An 18,629-nucleotide genomic window follows, 5' to 3' on the forward strand; every position below is an offset into this window, starting at 1 on the left:
AATGATGCGGAAACTGTCGCTTCTGTTTGCCGGCGCGCTGATGGGCGCATCAGCAATGAGCCTGGTCTACGGCGCGCCGGGCTCGGCGGCGAACGCTGCGGGGTCCGAGACCTACAAGCAACTGGCGATCTTCGGCGACATCTTCGAGCGCGTGCGGGCGCAATATGTGACGCCGCCTGACGACAAGTCGCTGGTCGAGAACGCCATCAACGGCATGCTCGCCTCGCTCGATCCACACTCGTCCTACATGAACGCCGAGCAGGCGCAGGACATGCGCGTGCAGACCAAGGGCGAGTTCGGCGGCCTCGGCATCGAGGTCACCATGGAAAACGACCTGGTCAAGGTGATCACCCCCATCGACGATACGCCGGCTTCCAAGGCGGGTGTGCTGTCGGGCGACTACATCGCCAAGATCGACGGCGAAGAGGTGCGCGGCCTGACCCTCAACGACGCGGTCGAGAAGATGCGCGGACCGGTCAACACGCCGATCAAGCTCACCATCCTGCGCCAGGGCGCCGACAAGCCGCTCGAGATCACGGTGGTGCGCGACATCATCAAGGTCAAGGCGGTCAAGTTCCGGGTCGAGAACGACATCGGCTATATGAAGATCACCTCCTTCACCGAAAAGACCTATGACGACCTCGAGAACGCCATCGAGACCATCAAGAAGCAGGTGCCGAACGACAAGCTGAAGGGCTATGTGCTCGACCTGCGCCTCAATCCGGGCGGCCTGCTCGACCAGGCGGTGAGCGTGTCGGATGCCTTCCTCAAGCGCGGCGAGATCGTCTCGACGCGCGGCCGCGACCCGAAGGACGTCACCCGTTTCGACGCCAAGCCGAAGCAGGTGGACGACGTCAACGGCAAGCCGATCATCGTGCTGGTCAATGGCGGCTCGGCGAGCGCTTCCGAAATCGTCGCCGGCGCGCTGCAGGATCTGCGCCGCGTCACGGTGGTGGGCACGCAGTCCTTCGGCAAGGGTTCGGTGCAGACCATCATCCCGCTTGGCGAGAATGGCGCGCTTCGGCTGACGACGGCGCTCTATTACACGCCGTCCGGCAAATCGATCCAGGGCAAGGGCATCACGCCCGACATCAAGGTCGACCAGCCGCTGCCGCCGGACCTGCAGGGCCGCGACCTGACGCGCGGCGAGTCCGACCTCAAGGGCCACATCAAGGGCGCCGACGAGAGTTCGACCGGTTCGGGCTCGGCAGCCTATGTGCCGCCGGATCCGAAGGATGATCTACAGCTGATCTACGCCGAACAGCTGCTGCGTGGCCAAAAGACCGACCCGGCGTTCCCGCCGAACCCGGACAAGGCCGTGCTGAACCAGTAATTGGCGGTTTGGCCGGACCTCTGGCCGACTGACCGAAGCAATGCAATGCTGCCGGGACCGCGAGGTTCCGGCAGTTTGATTCGGGGGACAGGCGCCGGCTAGGCCCTGGAGCCGGATGAAATCATCCGGTTCCAAATCAAAGAGATAGAGCACGATGTCGTCCGAAAACCGCTTCATACTTTTCGGCATCATGCTCCAGGGTTTGAATTGCTCGTGACGTTCGCCTGGATCATGGGCCTGGGGATGCGGCTTGGCTGACACCGGCAAGGACATCGAACGGCCACTTGGACAGAAGCTCCAGCCCAAGCGGCCGGCTTCGCGCGGCATCAGTGGCACCACGCTTGCCGCGGCCGTTGCAGTGCTTGGCGTCATCGGTATTTCCGGCGCGATTGCCTTTCGCGAAAAACCATTCCGCAAACCGGAAGAAGTGGCGGTCTCGACGCCGAAGGTTGTCACCGCGGCTCCTGCGCCGACCGCGCCACCCGCGCCGACCCCGGTGGCGGCAGCGACACCGCCGGCCGGAACGCCGATGAAGAGCAGCGGACCGCAGATCATCCACGTCCAGACCGAGGAGGGCGACGGCCCGCCGAAAACGGCGATCGTCATCCGCGATCCGTCGACGCTCGGCCAGAACCTGAAGGTCGCGCACATCCCGGACCGGGCGTTGATCGAGGCGAGCGATACCGGCCCGCTGCCGATACGCGGCGCCGACGGCCGGCGGCCGTTCGACGTCTATGCGCGGCCGTGGTCCGGCGCGCGCGGCGCACGCGTGGCGATCATCATCGGCGGGCTTGCCGTCTCGCAGACCGGCACCCAAGCCGCGATCGCCAAGCTACCGGCCGAAGTCACGCTGGCCTTTGCGCCGCAAGGCAACAGCATCGGCCGCTGGATGCAGGCGGCGAGGCAGAGCGGCCATGAGATCATCATGCAGGTGCCGCTCGAGCCGTTCGACTATCCGAACGTCAATCCCGGCCGCAACACACTGACCGTTGCCGCCAGCTCGGATGAAAACCTGAAAAGCCTGCACTGGGCTTTGTCGCGCACGACCAACTACACCGGCGTCATGAACTATATGGGCGCGCGCTTCTCAGCCGACGCCACGGCGATGGAGCCGTTCATGGCCGAGCTCGGCAAGCGCGGGCTCGCCTATATCGATGACGGCTCGTCCTCGCGCAGCGTCGCACCCGACCTGGCGCTGAAGGACGGCGTGCCGTTCGTCGCCGGCGACACGGTGATCGATGCCGCGCAGGACCGCGGCGAGATCCTGAAGAAGCTCGACAGCCTCGAGGCGACGGCGCGGGCCAAGGGCACGGCGGTCGGCATAGGCTCGGCCTTCGACCTGACCGTCGACACGGTGACGTCGTGGATCGCCGAGGCGAAGAAGCGCGGTATCGAAATCGTGCCGGTTTCCGCTGTGGCCATCGATCCGCAAAAACGCTAGACCGTTTCACCGTTTTCACGGAAACGACGAACCGCTCTGTCTCTTTGTTTTGACGCAATTCCGGGCGGAAAACCGATCACACTTTTCCCGGAATTGCTCTAGCCCTGCTTAACGACGTCAATTCTCAAAGCGGCTGTGAAATCCGATGGCTAAAAAGATCGATCCCGAAACGCTGCCCTATCGCCCCTGCGTCGGGCTGATGATCCTCAACAAAGCGGGCCTCGTCTGGGTCGGGCACCGCATCGCCGAACCGGACAGCGAGTTTGCCGGCACCACGAAGCTCTGGCAGATGCCGCAAGGCGGCATCGACAAGGGCGAGGAGCCGATCGAGGCCGCCGGGCGCGAGCTTTACGAGGAAACAGGCATGCGCGGCGTGTCGCTGCTGGCCGAGGCGCCGCACTGGATCAATTATGATCTGCCGCCGCATCTGGTCGGCGTGGCGTTCAAGGGCCGCTATCGCGGCCAGACGCAGAAATGGTTCGCGTATAGGTTCGAGGGCGACGAAAACGAGATCCAGATCAATCCGCCGCCCGGTGGCCACACGGCCGAATTCGACCAGTGGGCATGGCGGCCGATGCAGGACCTGCCCGGGCTGGTCGTACCGTTCAAGCGCAAGGTCTATGAACAGGTGGTGGCGGCATTTCAACACCTGGCAGCCTGAAAACCGCCGTTGCCGTGCGGGCGCCAGCGCCGTATTGATGGCTGATTGAACGCCATGAACGACGACACCAGGCACGACTTTCAGGACTGTCACGCGGCCGGCAGCCAGCCGGTCAGCGAGACCGTTGCCGGCGCGATCCTGACCATTGATCTCGGCGCCATCCGTGAAAACTACCGGCGGCTGAAGGCGCGGCTTGCCGGCGTCCGCTGCGCCGGTGTGCTCAAGGCCAATGGCTACGGCCTCGGCGCCCTGCCGGTGGCGTCGGCGCTGATGCAGGAGGGCTGCGACATCTTCTTCGTCGCTCTGCTCGGCGAAGGTCTGGCGCTGCGCAAGGCAATCGGGCCGGGTCCCGACATCTTCGCGCTGAACGGGCTGCCGCCGGGCTCCGAGGCCGAAGCCGCGGCCGCCGGGCTTTTCCCCTTGATCAACAGCGCCCCGCAACTGACGGCCTGGCGCGAGACAGCGCGAGCCGCTGGCCGCAACCTGCCGGCCGCCATCCAGGTCGACAGCGGCATGGCGCGGCTCGGCATGTCCGCGGTGGAGGTCGAGGCGGTCGCCGGCGAGGCCGGCGCTTTCGAGAACATCGACATCCGCTTCGTAATGAGCCATCTCGCCCGCGCCGACGAGCCGCATGAGGCAGCCAACGAGTCACAACGGCTCGAATTCGAGCGGCTGCGCAAGCTTTTGCCGCCGGCGCCGGCCTCGCTTGCCAATTCGTCCGGCATCTTTCTCGGGCCGACCTATCATTACGATCTCGCCCGGCCGGGCGCGGCGCTCTACGGCGTCAATCCGACGCCGCACGAAGCCAATCCGATGCTGCCGGTCATCCAAATTCACGCCAAGGTCGCGCAGACGCGCGCGGTCGAAAAAGGCGCCGGCATCGGATACGGCCATACGCTGCATGCACAGGGTCCGCTGCGGCTGGCAACCATCTCATTCGGTTATGGCGACGGCTGGCACAGGCGCGCCGCGTCGGCCGCCTGGTTCGACGGGGTGCGGCTGCCTTTCGTCGGCCGCGTGTCGATGGATTCGATCATCCTCGACATTTCGGCGCTTCCAGCCGGCACATTGAGCGAGGGCGATCTGGTCGAGTTGATCGGCACCTCGCAGAGCCTCGACGATGCGGCCGGTCATGCCGGCACGATCGGCTACGAGATCCTGACCAGTCTCGGTCAGCGCTTTCATCGCCGTTACCTTGGCGCGTGACCACGCCACTTGGCGGGCGTCGTAAAATCCGGCAGACAGGGAGAACGGTTAAGACGCTTCGGCGTGTGGCCGGCCTTTGAGGGAGCAAGCGATGAAGATCCTGGTGCTGGGCGGCGGCGTGATCGGTGTCACCACGGCCTATTTCCTGGCCGAGGCCGGTCACGAGGTCACCGTGCTGGATCGCCAGCAAGGACCGGCGCTGGAGACCAGCTTTGCCAATGCCGGCGAAGTGTCACCCGGCTACGCCTCGCCCTGGGCTGGCCCCGGCATTCCGACAAAGGCGGTGAAATGGCTGCTGATGAAATACGGCCCCCTGGTGGTACGGCCGGCCTTCGACCCGCATATGTGGACATGGCTCCTCAAGATGCTGCGCAACTGCACGGCAGAGCGCTACGCGCTCAACAAGTCGCGCATGGTGCCTTTGGCCGAGTACAGCCGCGACACGCTGAAGGCGCTGCGCGCGACAACCGGCATCGCCTATGACGAACGGACCCAGGGCACGCTGCAGTTGTTCCGCAAGCAAAAGCAGCTCGACGGCACCGGCGGCGATGTCGAAGTGCTGAAGAAATACGGCGTGCCTTACGAGCTCCTCGATCGCGACGGCTGCATCGGGGCCGAGCCGGCGCTGGCGGCGGTGCGCGAGAAATTCGTCGGTGGGCTGAGGCTGCCCGGCGACGAGACCGGCGACTGCAAGATGTTCACCGACCGGCTGGCCGAGCTTTGCGTGGCGCGTGGCGTGACCTTCGATTACGGCAGGACAATCCGACGCGTCGTCAGGGATCGCAATCGCGTCAGCTACGTCCTGACCGACGAGGGAGCGCGGACATCGGACGCCTATGTGATGGCGCTGGGCAGCTATTCACCGCAATTCATGCGCAAGATGAAGCGGCCGGTTCCGGTCTATCCGGTCAAAGGCTATTCGATCACCGTGCCGATCACAGACGCCGGGGCAGCGCCGGTCTCGACGGTCATGGACGAGACCTACAAGGTGGCGATCACCAGGCTCGGCGACCGCATCCGCGTCGGCGGCACGGCGGAGATTTCCGGCTACGACCTTCGCCTGCATGAATCGCGCCGTCGCACGCTCGAGCATTCGGTCGGCGATCTTTTCCCCGGCGGCGGCGATCTCAAGGCGGCGACCTTCTGGTGCGGCTTGCGGCCGATGACGCCGGATGGACCGCCGGTGATCGGCCAGAGCGAGCTGTCCAATCTTTATCTCAACACCGGCCATGGAACGCTTGGCTGGACCATGGCTTGCGGCTCGGCAAAGGTGCTGGCCGACATCGTTTCCAACCGGGTTCCGGAGGTCAACGCGCGCGATCTGAGCCCAGACCGTTATCTGAAACCCATTTAAGGTGCGTTGATATTCAGGTGAGGCCGGCCTGCAAACGCCGGTTTCCTGCGCTTGCGGTGCTCACGTACTTAAGTAAGCTCCGCTCCGGTTCTCGGAAGCCGTCATTTTCGACTCGGCCTGACCTGAATCTCGACGCACCTTACGACGGTCGTCAAAATGCCTCGCGGACCCAAGCGTCGCTGAACAGCAGGCGATAAGCCCAGCCGATACTCACATTGGTGGCGACGGGCCGCGAATGGGCGACATAGTCGTCATAAATCGGCTTCATGCGGCGGTAGAAGGCCGGGTCGAGCACGACCATGCCGTTTTCGCTGTCGTGGAAAAAGCTGCGGTTGTTGAGGTTGACCGAGGAGATGGCGACGAGCCTTTCGTCGATCATCATGATCTTGGCATGCAGCACGACATCCGGCGCCTTGAACTCACGGATGTTGATGCGATCGCCGTATCTCTCGACGAACAGCTTGTTGAGCGCGGTGAGGAACCGGCCACCGATATCGCCCTTGAGATCGATGCGGCCGACAACGTCGATCTTCACGCCGCGGGCGAGCGCCCGGTCGAAAGCCTCGGCGATGGGCGGCGTCAGGTTGAGATAGGGATTGACGATCTGGATGTGATGTCTGGCGGTGTCGATCAGCTCGACGAAGTAATTCTCCAGCGCATGACCGTCCTCGTAGGGCACGGAAACGAAATGCCGCGCCACGCCTTGCGGGAGATGACCGCTCGATCGCACGGGAATTGAGAATGGCCGTGACAGGTTGGTGTCGGCGTCGCGCAGCCAGATGGTCGACAGATGCGCGGCCAGGGTCTCGACCGTCGCCGGATCGGCGATCTCGATGTCGAAGTCGCTCCAATTGGAATAGTAGTTCAAGGAGAAGCCGTCGGTCTTGCCGTACTGCTCGAGATCCGGATAGCGCGTCAGGTCGACCGGCTTGTGGAAGAGGAAGCCGTCATGGATGTTGCGGCCGCCGATGATGACGCGCGAGCGCGCCGGGTCGAGCGCCAGTGTCGCCAGCATCTTGATGTGAAGGACCTTGTGCAGCTGTGAGATCTGCTCGTCGAACGGCGCGCCATGGTCGGCCTGCCAGCGGTATTCCTGCAACTCGACATTTGGGAATTCGGCCGCCAGCCTGTGCAGCATGGCGTCGTCCTTCTCGCGCTCCAGCACATCGGTCACCAGGATGCGCACCTTGGTGCCGAGGGCGGCGTGATGGCGGATCAGCCGCTCCATGATGCGGCCGGAGAAATCGGCCTTGAATTCCAGCGACGACAGATAGATCAGCTTGAGCTTCGGTGCGTTGGAGAAATCGAGCGGCAATTCGGGATCGGCCTTGTCGATGGTGCTGTCGGGCAGCGTCCTGCCGAGCAGTGCCTCGACCTTGGCGTTGAAGCCGTCGCGCGATTTGCGCAGCAGCGTCGGATTGCCAAGCGGCAACGCGCAGGTCTGCGACAGCCAGCGGCTGGCGTAAAAGACGCGGCCGAGCTCATCCAACCCGGTTGGATCGGGTACCGGGCAGCGGTCGTAGCGGCTGTCCAGTGCCGCGATCCACGGGTCGGCGGCATCCTCGCGCAGCAGCGTCAGCGGCGTGCCGGCCGGCGCCAGGCGCGAGGCGACGCTGAGGTCGCAGCGGGTCAGCGCCTCGTCCGGAAACAGGCTGGCGGATGTTTCTCCGGCGGGCAGGCTGAAATGAAACGAAGCGCCCTTGGCGATGGTGCTGGACCCGCCCGATGCGCGGATCGCGAGAGCGCCATTGCAGGCTCCGGCAATCTCGACCGGCTGTTCTCCTGCCTGGCGCAGCACGATCTCGACCGAACGCGCCTCCAGTCCGGAAAAACTGAACGTCTTGGCTTCGAGCGGTCGCGCGGCGGCGTCGAGATAGAGCGTCTGCCGCGACATGCGCCAGCGCTCGCTGAAATGGCCCTCGCCGGGCTTGCCGGTCGACGGTGCCACTTCGGTTTTGTCGAGCGGTTTTGCCAGCCGCTGCAGCGCCGGGTAGGTCGCATGGAAGCCGCTGTTATAGACATTGCGCCAGTCGCGGCTGAAGCGGCCGGTGCCGTTGCTGCGGTCGAGCGCGTCGATGCGGCTCTGGGCAAGCAGCGCCAGGAACTGTTTTTCGTAGGCGCTGTCGCCATCGTTGGCGAAGTAATGCGTCGTGGCGACTTGCGTGCCGGTGTTGTCCGCCGAGATCGGTGGATTGCTGCAGGCATCATCGCCTGGGAAAAAGGCGCAGGCCGAATGCCCCGGCATGCCGGCGCAACCGGCGAGCGCCGTTAGCGCCAATCCGAATAACAACCGTGTCGCCGCGGATTTCAGGCTCATCCGGTCGCCCCGCTCATGGCTTTGAGCTGGGCCGGATCGCGCGGCGGCATGAAGCCCTGCGGGAAGATCTTGCAGACCGGGAACGCGAAGGTGGCAAGCAGGAGTTCGGCCTCATCGCGCATCCCCAGTGGCGCCGTCTTGTCATCTCGAATCTTTCTGGCCGAAGCGATCAGCGCGCCGTCGCAGTCGCAATGGTTGTGACGGGCGATGTAGCAGGCGTCGTGGACCTGGCATGCGGCGTCGAGGCGGTTGACCGGCTTTGCCGACAGATCGCCGGTGCGGGTGCCCGGTCCGCAATAATTGCCGATCACGAAGGGCGAGGGCCGCGACATCGCATAGCGGATCGGCTTCGGCAATTCCGTCTCCGGCACCTTGGTCCATGGGTTGGCGCAATCGGAGACGAACAACAGCGGCAGGATCGCAAGAACGGCTCGCATGTCTATCCGCGCCAGCTTTCTGAAAGATTTCCCCACCCGGCGACCTGCGTGGGGCCGTCGACTGCACGCCTGATGCCACACTGGCCGGTTTTATGGCAAGGAAAAGGCGGCGCCGACAGCCTCGGTCATGTATTGCAATGCTGGATTGATCTGCCTGATAATACTCAGTCAGGCACCCGGAGTATAAGCACCAGTGATGCAGCGTTGCCTTATCGTTACGGTTGTTGGACTTCTGTCTTGCGTTGCGGGTGCAAATGCCGCCGACAATACAATCCATGACCGGAATAACTGGGTGTCGTTGACGGTTCCCCAAGAATGGACCAGTGAACCGCCTTCTGGCGAAGCCATGCTGATGGTTGTTGAACCCGCGGATGATGAAGGTCTTTCCTGCATGGTATCGGGCTCGCTTTACAACCCAAACGGTTCGCCGCCCGATCCGCGCAAATTCATCGAGGACTGGTCGATGGGCACCTGGCAGAGGATGATCGGTAGATCGTTCAACACAGCCGATTTCAGCAATGACAGGCTCGCAAAGTTTCCGGACGGCTATCCTGTGCGCCTTGCCGATCTGGAGTTTACGGTCAACGACGGGAGTACCATCCTGCACGGCCATTCCAGGTTTGCGTTTTCGGTGCGAGGCGCGCGCTATGGTTATGTCAATTGCTCGTTGATGGCCGGCAGCGCCGAGGAGGTAGCGCAGCGATGGGCGCCCTTGGCGGACAAGGTTGAGCGTGTGGTGAATTCGTTCGTTCTCTACCCGCCTTGAATGGCGCGTCGCTTTCGCGAAATCAGACGAACAGACCTTTCTCCCGCTCCACCGCCCTGGTGATGAAGCTGGCGACGATCTGGACGCGGCGCAGCGGTCGCACCGATTCGTGATAGACCAGCCAGTAGGCGCGGCGTATCGGCGCGACGATGTCGACCGGCACCAGCTCCGGCATCGAGCGGGCGACGAAAGTGTGCAGGATGCCAATGCCGGCGCCAGAGCGCACCGCCTCGGCCTGACCGAGCGCCGAGGAGATCGCGAAACTGGTGCGCCAGTCTGGGCTGAACTCGGCGGCATAGTCGAGCGATGGGCTGACGATAAGGTCGGGCACGTAGCCGATCAGCGTGTGGCGGCCGAGCTCAGCCGGCGTTTTCGGCAGGCCGTTGGCGTCGACATAGGCGCGCGACGCAAACAGGCCGAGCGTGTAATCGACCAGTTTGCCGGCGACCAGTCGTCCCTCGGTCGGGCGCTCGACGGTGATGGCAATGTCTGCCTCGCGCCGGGACAGCGAGAAGGAGCGCGGCACAGGCACCAGCTGGATGGTGAGCTCGCGATGCAGCGCCGTCAGCTCGCCCAGCCGTTTCGCCAGGAAGGCGACACCGAAACCATCGGGCGCGCCGATGCGCACCGTGCCGGAAACATCGTCGCCTTCGCCCGATATGGTCGAGCGCGCGGCGATCATGTCGCCTTCCATGCGCTCGGCGATGTCGAGGAAGCGCTCGCCGGCCGGCGTCAGTTCGCTGCCGGTGGTCAGGCGTCGGAAGAGTTTGGTGCGCAACGCCTCCTCTAGCGCGGCGATGCGGCGCGAGACGGTGGCGTGGTTCAGCTCCAGGCGCTTGGCGGCGCCCAGAATCTGCCCGGCGCGCGCCACGGCAAGGAAGATGCGGACGTCATCCCAGTTCATGGGAACGGCCTTTCAACGATCCATCATTTGCGACAATTAATGCACAGGTCGTTCTCGTTGTCTATTTTCCGCACAACGGTTGCGTTCTCGCTCGCGTTGCCTTCGACGCGGCAAAGGCGGACAATGCACCATCATCAAAACAGGGAGAGAAACCATGATCGAATACGGTCATTTCATCGGCGGCAAGCGTGTCGCCGGCACCAGCGGCCGCAAGCAGGATGTCATGCAGCCGATGGACGGCACGGTGCGCGGCACGGTGGCGCTGGCTTCGCAGGCGGAACTGCGCGCGGCGGTCGAGAACGCCAAGGCGGCGCAGCCCAAGTGGGCCGCCACCAACCCGCAGCGCCGCGTGCGCGTGCTGATGAAATTTCTCGAACTGGTCGCCCGCGACTATGACGAACTGGCCGACATCCTGGCGCGCGAGCACGGCAAGACCATCGCCGACGCCAAGGGCGACATTCAGCGCGGCCTCGAAGTGGTCGAGGTCTGCATCGGCGCGCCGCATATGATGAAGGGCGAGTTCACCGACGGCGCCGGCCCCGGCATCGATGTCTATTCGATGCGCCAGCCGCTCGGCGTCGTCGCCGGCATCACGCCGTTCAACTTCCCGGCAATGATCCCGCTGTGGAAGATCGCGCCTGCGATCGCCTGCGGCAACGCCTTCATCCTGAAGCCTTCGGAGCGTGATCCGGGCGTGCCGATCCGCATCGCCGAACTGTTCCTCGAGGCCGGCCTGCCGGCCGGCATCCTCAACGTCGTCAACGGCGACAAGGAAGTGGTCGACGCCATTCTCGACGATCCCGACATCAAGGCCGTCGGCTTTGTCGGTTCGACGCCGATCGCGCATTACATCTATTCGCGCGGCACCGCTGCCGGCAAGCGCGTGCAGTGCTTCGGCGGCGCCAAGAACCACATGATCATCATGCCCGACGCCGACATGGACCAGACGGTCGATGCGCTGATCGGCGCCGGCTACGGTTCGGCCGGCGAGCGCTGCATGGCGATCTCGGTTGCCGTTCCGGTCGGCAACGACACCGCCAACCGGCTGATGGAAAAGCTGATCCCTCGCGTCGAAAGCCTCAAGGTCGGCCCGTCGACCGACGCTTCGGCCGATTTCGGTCCGCTGGTGACGGCGCAGGCCCTGGAGCGCGTCAAGGGCTATGTCGACACCGGCGTCAAGGAAGGCGCCAAGCTCGTCGTCGACGGCCGCGGCTTCAAGATGCAAGGCTATGAGGACGGCTATTACATGGGCGGCTGCCTGTTCGACAACGTTACGGCCGATATGCGCATCTATAAGGAAGAGATCTTCGGGCCGGTGCTTTCGGTGGTGCGCGCGCCGCGCTACGAGGATGCGATCAAGCTCGCCAACGACCACGAGATGGGCAATGGCGTTGCCATCTTCACCCGCGACGGCGACGCCGCGCGCGACTTCGCTTCCCGTGTCCAGGTCGGCATGGTCGGCATCAACGTGCCGATCCCGGTTCCGATCGCCTATTACACCTTCGGCGGCTGGAAGGCGTCGTCCTTCGGCGACCTCAACCAGCACGGCCCGGACGCATTCCGTTTCTACACCAAGACCAAGACGGTGACCTCGCGCTGGCCGTCCGGCATCAAGGACGGCGCGGAGTTTGTCATCCCGACAATGAATTAGCCGGACGTTCCTTGCTTGCGCGTCCTCGCCGCGTTGCGGCTGCGGGGCGCGCGGGCCTAGGTCAACATTGGGAAAGCGCAGTGCAAATTGCGCTTTCCTTTTTTATGAGCGCACCAAAATGACATGGCGTCATCGGCCTCATGGTACAGTCCTAGGTGCATGATTCCCTGCGCGACACGCCCAGAGAGCATCTGAACATCCTGATAATTCCATTGCCCTGTGATGGAACCAACAGACCACCATCCGTCTTAGCGTATATTCCTGCCATGCGTGCAGGCAATCAAACAGCGCCGGTGGCAGCCGGGGTTCTCGTCTGGCGCGAGGAGGTGTCGGATGACACGATTTCTTGTGGCGACAATGTTGGCAGCGGCGGCGGTGGCCAGTGGAGCCGCGCCGGCGAACGCAGCCGGGCAATGTGCGGCGCGCGCGGACATCATCAAAGCGCTGGGCGACAAATTTCACGAGAGCGAGGCCGGGCGCGGCCTGATCAATCCGAACGTCGTGCTTGAGATTTTCATCTCGGATCAGGGCAGCTGGACCGTGCTTGCCTCTGACACGAAAGGCCAGAGTTGCGTCCTGTCCGCCGGCGAAGGCTGGGACGCCCCGACGATCACTGCCGCGATGCCGGGCGCCTGAACTATCAGGCAGGGTCGCGCTCACGATTTTAAATCAGGGCAATTTCACCAAAAGTGTGAGCGGTTTCGACCGGAATTGCATAAGCAAATAGTTAGAGCGGTTCGCCGTCTCGGCGAAACGCCCTACCGCGTCGCCGCCACCTCCGCGTGGCCGCGCAGCAGCGCCATCAGTTTTTTGGCATCCTTGGCGGCGGCTTCCTCGTCGCCGTCGAGGATCGAGCGGATGAGCGCGACGTGATGTTCGGCTGACTCGGCCAGGCCCGTGTCGGCTTTGTAGCGGAACCAGAAGCGACGGCTGTGGCTCTGCAGGGGCGCCGCGACGCGCGCCGCGAATGGGTTGTCGGCGGCGATGGCCAGCGCCTCATCGAGCGCCTTGTCGGCCTGGATGAAGGCAAGGACGTTGCCGGCGATCACTGCCTTTTGCATCGCCAACGCCGCCTCGTGAAACATGTCGGCGGCCTCGCGGGTGACGAAGCGGGCGGCCGAGCGCGCCAGCACCACCTCGATGCCGCACCTGGCGTCCAGCACCCGCAGCCAGTCGCCGGCGTGAAGCGGCGCTACCGCGATGCCGGCGCGTGGCCGCACATCGAGAAGTCCCTCCCAAGCGAGCCGCTGGATCGCCTCGCGCACCGGCGTACGGCCGAGACCGAGCTTGTCGATCAACGCGCCTTCGGTGACGAAGCTGGACGGCGCCAGTTCGAGCGTGACGATCATGTGCTCGAGCGTGCGATAGGCCTTGCTCGCCGCGGGCTCAAAGGTCGCATTCGCCTCGACGGATATCAGTGGGGAGATCAATGACGGGCTCCTGATATATTTTTCATATATCATAGTGGATTCAGCGTTGACGAGCCAGCTCTTAATAGATATACGACTGATATATCAATCGGAGAGATAGCCATGTGGACCGGAGTTTTCCCCGCCGTCACGACTAAGTTCACGGCCGACGACCGCCTCGATCATGCCGAAATGGAGCGCTGCTTTGCGCTGCAGATGGAGGCCGGCTGCGACGGCATCATCGTCTGCGGATCGCTCGGCGAAGGGCCGATGCTGTCGCCCGACGAGAAGATCGAAGTGCTGAAGACGGCGCAGAAAGTCGCCGGCAAGAAGCCGGTGCTGCTCACGGTCAATGAGCCCGGAACGCGCGAGGCGGCGAGCATCGCGCGGCGCGCCGCCAAGGAAGGCGCCGATGGGCTGATGGTGGTGCCAAGCCCGATCTATCACACCAACCCGGAAGAGACGGTCGCCGCATTGCGGGCCGTGGCGGAAGCCGGCGATCTGCCGGTCATGATCTACTCGAACCGGCTCGCCTACCGCGTCGACGTCAGCATTGATATGATGGAGGAGCTGGCGTCCGACGAGCGTTTCGTGGCCATCAAGGAATCATCCGACGACATCCGCCGCTCGACCGAGATCATCAACCGCTTCGGCAGCCGCTTCGATCTCTTCACCGGCGTCGACAACCTCGCCTTCGAAGCGCTGTCGGTCGGCGCCGTCGGCTGGGTGGCGGGGCTGGTCACCGCTTTCCCGCGCGAGACGGTGGCGATCTACCAGCTGATGAAGCAAGGCCGTCGTGAAGAGGCGCTGGCGATCTACCGCTGGTTCCGGCCGCTGCTCGATCTCGATGTCTCGACCTATTTGGTCCAAAACATCAAGCTTGCCGAAGTGCTGGCAATCGATACCAATGACCGCGTGCGCATGCCGCGTCAGCCATTGTCGGGCGAGCGCCGCAAGGCCGTCGAGAAGATCATCCGGGATGCGTTGGCGGTGCGGCCGCAACTGCCTTCGCTCCAGACATCTTCCCGATCGGCGGACAAGCTCGTGGCGGCCGAATAAGGGACAGCACCGACGTGCAGGAAAATTCCGAGGAGGGGCGCCGCCCCTCATCCATCCTTCGGGCATCTTCTCTCACTGAGCGGGGAGAAGGGGAAGACATTGCCATTATCGGCGGTGGCATTATCGGTATCTGCGTAGCGACCTTCCTCAGTGAAGCCGGGCGCAGCGTCACCGTTTTCGACCGCACCGGCATTTGCGAGGAGACGAGCTCCGGCAATGCCGCCGCCTTCGCCTTCTCCGACGTGCTGCCGCTGGCGCATAAGGGCATGCTCCGGCAATTGCCGAAATGGCTCGCCGATCCGCTCGGACCCTTGACCATCCCACCGGCCTATCTGCCCAAACTGCTGCCCTGGCTGATCCGTTTCTGGCGCGCGGGTGCCTCGAGGCATTATGAGACGAGCCTGGCCGCCCAGGTCGGCATGATGAGGCTTGCCGAAGCCGAATGGATGAGCCTGCTTGAGCGCTCAGGCACAAGGCCGATGCTGCGCGAGGACGGCTCGCTCGAACTCTATGAGAGCGAGGCCGAATTCCAGAACTCGCTTTCCGGCTGGCGCGAACGCGCACGGTTCGGCATCGGTTTCCGGCATGTCGAAGGCGAGGAGATGGCGGCGCTGCAGCCAGGGCTGTCGCCTCGCTTCATCAAGGGCAGTTTCGTGCCGGGCTGGAAGACGGTCGCCGATCCGAAACTGCTGGGCAAGGCGATCTGGTCCCATGCGGAAAGGCTTGGCGCCCGCTTCGAACAGGCGCGGATCGATCGCGCCGAAGCCGGTGCTGGTGGCGTAGAGATCGTCCTGGCCGATGGCGACAGGCGCAAGGCGAAACAGCTCGTCATCGCCGCCGGCGCCTGGTCGCATCTGCTGGCCAAAAATCTCGGCGATCGCATCCCGCTCGAAACGGAGCGCGGCTACAACACGACGCTGCCGGTGTCGGCCTTCGACGTGAAGCGTCAGCTGATCTTTTCCGGCCATGGCTTCGTCATCACGCCGCTCGAAACCGGATTGCGCGTCGGCGGCGCCGTCGAGCTTGGCGGTATCGAGAGACCGCCGAATTTCGCTCGATCCAAGGCCATGCTCGAGAAGGCCAAGCGCTTCCTGCCGGGGCTCGATCCTTCCGGCGGTCGCGAATGGATGGGTTTTCGACCGTCACTGCCGGATTCGCTGCCGGTGATTGGACGGGCGCGTGTGCCGAACGTTTTCTACGCTTTCGGTCATGGTCATCTCGGACTCACCCAGTCGGCGGCGACCGGTCGCTTGATCCGCGATCTCGTTCTCGGGCAGACTCCGCCGCTCGATCTCACCCCGTTCCGCGCGCAGCGTTTTTGACAGTCTCTTGATTTGACGCAATTCCGGACGGAAAACCGCTTCACACTTTTCCTGAAATTGCTCTGGAGAGCATCATGGCCAAAAAATCCTTCTTCTGCATCGACGGCCACACCTGCGGCAATCCGGTCAGGCTGGTTGCCGGCGGCGGACCGCTGCTTCAGGGTTCCACGATGATGGAGCGGCGCGCGCATTTCCTTGCCGAATATGACTGGATCCGCACCGGACTGATGTTCGAACCGCGCGGCCATGACGTGATGTCGGGCTCGATCCTCTACCCACCGACACGCGAGGACTGCGACATCGCGATCCTCTTCATCGAGACCTCGGGCTGCCTGCCGATGTGCGGCCACGGCACCATCGGCACGGTGACGATGGCGATCGAGCATGGACTGATCAAGCCGAAGACGCCGGGCGTGCTCAGGCTCGACACGCCGGCCGGGTTGGTCATCGCGGAATACAAACAGGTCGGCGAATATGTCGAGGAGGTGCGCATAACCAATGTGCCGTCGTTCCTTCACGCCGAAGGCCTGACGGTGGACTGCCCGGTGGTCGGCGAGATCAGCGTCGACGTCGCCTATGGCGGCAATTTCTACGCCATTGTCGAGCCGCAGAAGAATTACCAGGACATGGCGGACTATTCGGCGGGCGACCTCATCGCCTGGAGCCCGGTGGTGCGGCAGCGCCTCAACGAGAAATACTCGTTCGTTCACCCGGAGAACCCGGGCATCAACCGGCTGTCGCATATGCTGTGGACCGGTAAGCCGACAAATGCCGAGGCCGATGCGCGCAACGCCGTCTTCTACGGCGACAAGGCGATCGACCGCTCGCCTTGCGGCACCGGCACCTCGGCGCGCATGGCGCAGCTCCACGCCAAGGGCAGGCTCAAGGCCGGCGACAGCTTCGTGCATGAATCGATCATCGGCTCGCTGTTCAGGGGCCGAGTCGAGAAAGAGGTCAGCGTCGCGGGCAAGCCGGCGATCATTCCCTCGATCGGCGGCTGGGCGCGGATGACCGGACTGAACACGATCTTCATCGACGACCGCGATCCGTTCGCGCATGGATTTGTCGTTACGTGATGCGGGTGCCAGCGCGCGTCAGAGCTTTGCCTCTGCTTCGTCGATACCTGATCGCGAAACCAGTCGGCAAAGGTGACCTCGGCCGCCGAAGGCCGCGCCGACATGGTCAGGAAGTAGCCCTTGTCGTCGTCGGTCGAAATGTCGGAGACAACGATAAGGTCGCCCCGCCGCAATTCCTCGCGAAAACCTCGATCGGGCAAAGGGCTGCGCCTTGGCCGGCGATGACGGTCGTCGCCATGATGTTGAAGTCGGCAAAGACCGGGCCGTTGCCGACCTCGGCCCTGCCGATCCCGGCCTTGGCGAGTGTCTTCAATCCACCGCTCAAGGGGACTGAAAAGCACAGTCTCAATGGGCAAGCCGGCTCCGCTTGCTGAAATCTCGCTTCAGCGCTTTTTCTATTTCAGCAGGGCCGCCCTCAGCTGGGCCGCCCTGCGTCATATGGTCGTCACACGAGGCAGAATCCTGACCCAACGGAATGAGCGACGGTCCCAAACGAAGCACTCTCGCTCGCGCAAGAAATCTCCCAATCAACTTATTTTGACGGTGATTTCTTCGAAATGGGGCTCATCATAAGGTTGAATCGTCAAAGACATTGCGTTGTGCCAATGCTAGGGTCCGCGATAGTCCAGGGGTCGGGCGCGAAAAAACGGGCAATCGGGCGGCGTGCTTCCAAAACACGCAGTGCGATTGAAAAATCACGTTGCAATCCGGGCTCGAAACTTTACGACTAGGGGAAATACGAAAAGGAATGCGTCCGGGAAGGCGACATTCCAGGGGAGCCGCGTAAATATGCAGTACTTCGTCCAGCAGCTTATCAATGGGCTGACGCTGGGATCGATCTATGGCCTGATCGCGATCGGCTATACGATGGTCTACGGCATCATCGGCATGATCAACTTCGCCCATGGCGATATCTTCATGGTCGGTGCCTTCACCGCCCTCATCGTCTTCCTCATCCTTGGCGCGCTGTTCTATTCGGTGCCGGTCGTGATCGCGCTTCTGATCATGATGATCGTAGCGATGCTTCTCACCAGCCTCTACAACTGGACGATCGAAAAGGTGGCCTACCGGCCGCTGCGCGGGTCGTTCCGGCTGGCGCCGCTGATCACCGCCATCGGCATGTCGATCGCGCTCTCCAATTTCGTGCAGGTCACGCAAGGGCCGCGCAACAAACCGATCCCGCCGATGGTCAGCCAGGTCTACACCTTTGACGGTGTCAGCGTCTCGCTGAAGCAGATCATCATCGTGCTGGTGACCGCGGCGCTGCTGGTGCTGTTCTGGTACCTGGTCAACAGAACTTCACTGGGGCGGGCGCAACGCGCTTGCGAACAGGACCGCAAGATGGCGGCGCTGCTTGGCATCGATGTCGACCGCACCATCTCCATCACCTTCATCATGGGCGCCGCCCTTGCCGCCGTCGCGGGAACGCTGTTCCTGATGTATTACGGCGTCGTGGTGTTCTCAGACGGCTTCACGCCGGGCGTCAAAGCGTTCACCGCAGCCGTTCTGGGCGGCATCGGTTCGCTGCCGGGCGCCGTTCTCGGCGGACTGCTCATCGGCTTCATCGAGAGCATGTGGTCAGCCTATTTCTCCATCGACTACAAGGACGTCGCCGCCTTCTCGATCCTGGCGATCGTGCTGATCTTCCTGCCTTCCGGCATTCTGGGCCGGCCAGAAGTCGAAAAGGTCTGAG

At 63.4% G+C, this 18,629-nt stretch carries 16 protein-coding genes; 12 read left to right on the forward strand and 4 right to left on the reverse strand.

Annotation, left to right across the window (positions count from 1 at the left end):
- Position 1 precedes the first annotated feature (1 nt).
- The 5 genes from AB6802_RS27635 to AB6802_RS27655 all read left to right on the forward strand — a co-directional run bounded on the left by AB6802_RS27635 (position 2) and on the right by AB6802_RS27655 (position 5,995).
- Positions 2–1,333 (forward strand): S41 family peptidase, encoded by a 1,332-nt coding sequence (locus AB6802_RS27635; protein ID WP_371013379.1) that lies wholly within the window; start codon positions 2–4, stop codon positions 1,331–1,333.
- Between the two features lie 250 nt (positions 1,334–1,583).
- Entirely contained in the window at positions 1,584–2,774 is a 1,191-nt protein-coding gene (locus AB6802_RS27640) for a divergent polysaccharide deacetylase family protein (RefSeq protein WP_371013380.1), read from the forward strand.
- A gap of 145 nt (positions 2,775–2,919) precedes the next feature.
- Complete coding sequence (locus AB6802_RS27645; protein ID WP_371013381.1) at positions 2,920–3,435, forward strand: RNA pyrophosphohydrolase; 516 nt, start codon at positions 2,920–2,922, stop codon at positions 3,433–3,435.
- 54 nt (positions 3,436–3,489) lie between these two features.
- The gene (gene alr / locus AB6802_RS27650) at positions 3,490–4,641 is read left to right on the forward strand and encodes an alanine racemase (RefSeq protein ID WP_371013382.1); all 1,152 of its coding nucleotides are present in this window, start codon (positions 3,490–3,492) and stop codon (positions 4,639–4,641) included.
- A gap of 91 nt (positions 4,642–4,732) precedes the next feature.
- Positions 4,733–5,995: a D-amino acid dehydrogenase gene (locus AB6802_RS27655; protein ID WP_371013383.1), complete on the forward strand. Its 1,263-nt coding sequence runs from the start codon at positions 4,733–4,735 to the stop codon at positions 5,993–5,995.
- A 151-nt stretch (positions 5,996–6,146) separates the two neighbouring features.
- Here AB6802_RS27655 and AB6802_RS27660 read toward each other — a convergent pair whose 3' ends face one another.
- Both AB6802_RS27660 and AB6802_RS27665 read right to left on the reverse strand, forming a co-directional pair.
- Positions 6,147–8,312, reverse strand: a complete 2,166-nt coding sequence (locus AB6802_RS27660; protein WP_371013384.1) for a phosphatidylserine/phosphatidylglycerophosphate/cardiolipin synthase family protein — start codon at positions 8,310–8,312, stop codon at positions 6,147–6,149.
- Entirely contained in the window at positions 8,309–8,749 is a 441-nt protein-coding gene (locus AB6802_RS27665) for a hypothetical protein (RefSeq protein ID WP_371013385.1), read from the reverse strand. The genes AB6802_RS27660 and AB6802_RS27665 overlap by 4 nt, the downstream gene beginning before the upstream one ends.
- Positions 8,750–9,041: 292 nt before the next feature.
- Here AB6802_RS27665 and AB6802_RS27670 point away from each other — a divergent pair, with 292 nt between their 5' ends.
- Positions 9,042–9,515 carry a hypothetical protein gene (locus AB6802_RS27670; RefSeq protein WP_371013386.1) on the forward strand — a complete coding sequence of 158 codons (474 nt, stop codon included), beginning with the start codon at positions 9,042–9,044 and terminating at the stop codon, positions 9,513–9,515.
- Positions 9,516–9,537: 22 nt separating this feature from the next.
- Here AB6802_RS27670 and AB6802_RS27675 read toward each other — a convergent pair whose 3' ends face one another.
- Positions 9,538–10,419, reverse strand: a complete 882-nt coding sequence (locus AB6802_RS27675) for a LysR family transcriptional regulator (protein ID WP_371013387.1) — start codon at positions 10,417–10,419, stop codon at positions 9,538–9,540.
- A gap of 154 nt (positions 10,420–10,573) precedes the next feature.
- Here AB6802_RS27675 and AB6802_RS27680 point away from each other — a divergent pair, with 154 nt between their 5' ends.
- Positions 10,574–12,070: a CoA-acylating methylmalonate-semialdehyde dehydrogenase gene (locus tag AB6802_RS27680; protein ID WP_371013388.1), complete on the forward strand. Its 1,497-nt coding sequence runs from the start codon at positions 10,574–10,576 to the stop codon at positions 12,068–12,070.
- 333 nt (positions 12,071–12,403) lie between these two features.
- Positions 12,404–12,706: a hypothetical protein gene (locus tag AB6802_RS27685; RefSeq protein ID WP_371013389.1), complete on the forward strand. Its 303-nt coding sequence runs from the start codon at positions 12,404–12,406 to the stop codon at positions 12,704–12,706.
- Between the two features lie 122 nt (positions 12,707–12,828).
- On the opposite strand, the gene AB6802_RS27690 is transcribed toward AB6802_RS27685, so the two are convergent.
- The gene (locus AB6802_RS27690) at positions 12,829–13,533 is read right to left on the reverse strand and encodes a GntR family transcriptional regulator (protein WP_371013390.1); all 705 of its coding nucleotides are present in this window, start codon (positions 13,531–13,533) and stop codon (positions 12,829–12,831) included.
- A gap of 69 nt (positions 13,534–13,602) precedes the next feature.
- On the opposite strand from AB6802_RS27690, the gene AB6802_RS27695 reads away from it, so the two are divergent.
- The 4 genes from AB6802_RS27695 (at position 13,603) to AB6802_RS27710 (ending at position 18,628) form a co-directional block, all read left to right on the forward strand.
- Positions 13,603–14,538, forward strand: coding sequence for a dihydrodipicolinate synthase family protein (locus tag AB6802_RS27695; RefSeq protein ID WP_371013391.1), 936 nt, complete (start codon positions 13,603–13,605; stop codon positions 14,536–14,538).
- Positions 14,539–14,552: 14 nt separating this feature from the next.
- Positions 14,553–15,860: an NAD(P)/FAD-dependent oxidoreductase gene (locus AB6802_RS27700; protein WP_371013392.1), complete on the forward strand. Its 1,308-nt coding sequence runs from the start codon at positions 14,553–14,555 to the stop codon at positions 15,858–15,860.
- Between the two features lie 74 nt (positions 15,861–15,934).
- Complete coding sequence (locus AB6802_RS27705) at positions 15,935–16,936, forward strand: 4-hydroxyproline epimerase (protein ID WP_371013393.1); 1,002 nt, start codon at positions 15,935–15,937, stop codon at positions 16,934–16,936.
- A 789-nt stretch (positions 16,937–17,725) separates the two neighbouring features.
- On the forward strand, positions 17,726–18,628 hold the full coding sequence (locus tag AB6802_RS27710) for a branched-chain amino acid ABC transporter permease (protein ID WP_371013394.1): 903 nt from the start codon (positions 17,726–17,728) through the stop codon (positions 18,626–18,628).
- The last annotated feature ends 1 nt before the right edge of the window (position 18,629 follow it).

This window comes from Mesorhizobium sp. RCC_202 (assembly GCF_041355295.1).
In the GTDB taxonomy this organism is placed as follows: Bacteria; Pseudomonadota; Alphaproteobacteria; order Rhizobiales; family Rhizobiaceae; genus Mesorhizobium.

What these genes read in the sequence shown, in the direction of transcription:
- alr (WP_371013382.1), top strand. Translation starts at nt 3,490, where the DNA reads ATGAACGACGACACCAGGCACGACTTTCAGGACTGTCACGCGGCCGGC.
- AB6802_RS27680 (WP_371013388.1), top strand. Translation starts at nt 10,574, where the DNA reads ATGATCGAATACGGTCATTTCATCGGCGGCAAGCGTGTCGCCGGCACC.
- AB6802_RS27705 (WP_371013393.1), top strand. Translation starts at nt 15,935, where the DNA reads ATGGCCAAAAAATCCTTCTTCTGCATCGACGGCCACACCTGCGGCAAT.
- AB6802_RS27690 (WP_371013390.1), bottom strand. Translation starts at nt 13,533, where the DNA reads ATGATATATGAAAAATATATCAGGAGCCCGTCATTGATCTCCCCACTG.
- AB6802_RS27635 (WP_371013379.1), top strand. Translation starts at nt 2, where the DNA reads ATGATGCGGAAACTGTCGCTTCTGTTTGCCGGCGCGCTGATGGGCGCA.
- AB6802_RS27645 (WP_371013381.1), top strand. Translation starts at nt 2,920, where the DNA reads ATGGCTAAAAAGATCGATCCCGAAACGCTGCCCTATCGCCCCTGCGTC.
- AB6802_RS27660 (WP_371013384.1), bottom strand. Translation starts at nt 8,312, where the DNA reads ATGAGCCTGAAATCCGCGGCGACACGGTTGTTATTCGGATTGGCGCTA.
- AB6802_RS27710 (WP_371013394.1), top strand. Translation starts at nt 17,726, where the DNA reads ATGCAGTACTTCGTCCAGCAGCTTATCAATGGGCTGACGCTGGGATCG.
- AB6802_RS27655 (WP_371013383.1), top strand. Translation starts at nt 4,733, where the DNA reads ATGAAGATCCTGGTGCTGGGCGGCGGCGTGATCGGTGTCACCACGGCC.
- AB6802_RS27665 (WP_371013385.1), bottom strand. Translation starts at nt 8,749, where the DNA reads ATGCGAGCCGTTCTTGCGATCCTGCCGCTGTTGTTCGTCTCCGATTGC.
- AB6802_RS27685 (WP_371013389.1), top strand. Translation starts at nt 12,404, where the DNA reads ATGACACGATTTCTTGTGGCGACAATGTTGGCAGCGGCGGCGGTGGCC.
- AB6802_RS27695 (WP_371013391.1), top strand. Translation starts at nt 13,603, where the DNA reads ATGTGGACCGGAGTTTTCCCCGCCGTCACGACTAAGTTCACGGCCGAC.
- AB6802_RS27675 (WP_371013387.1), bottom strand. Translation starts at nt 10,419, where the DNA reads ATGAACTGGGATGACGTCCGCATCTTCCTTGCCGTGGCGCGCGCCGGG.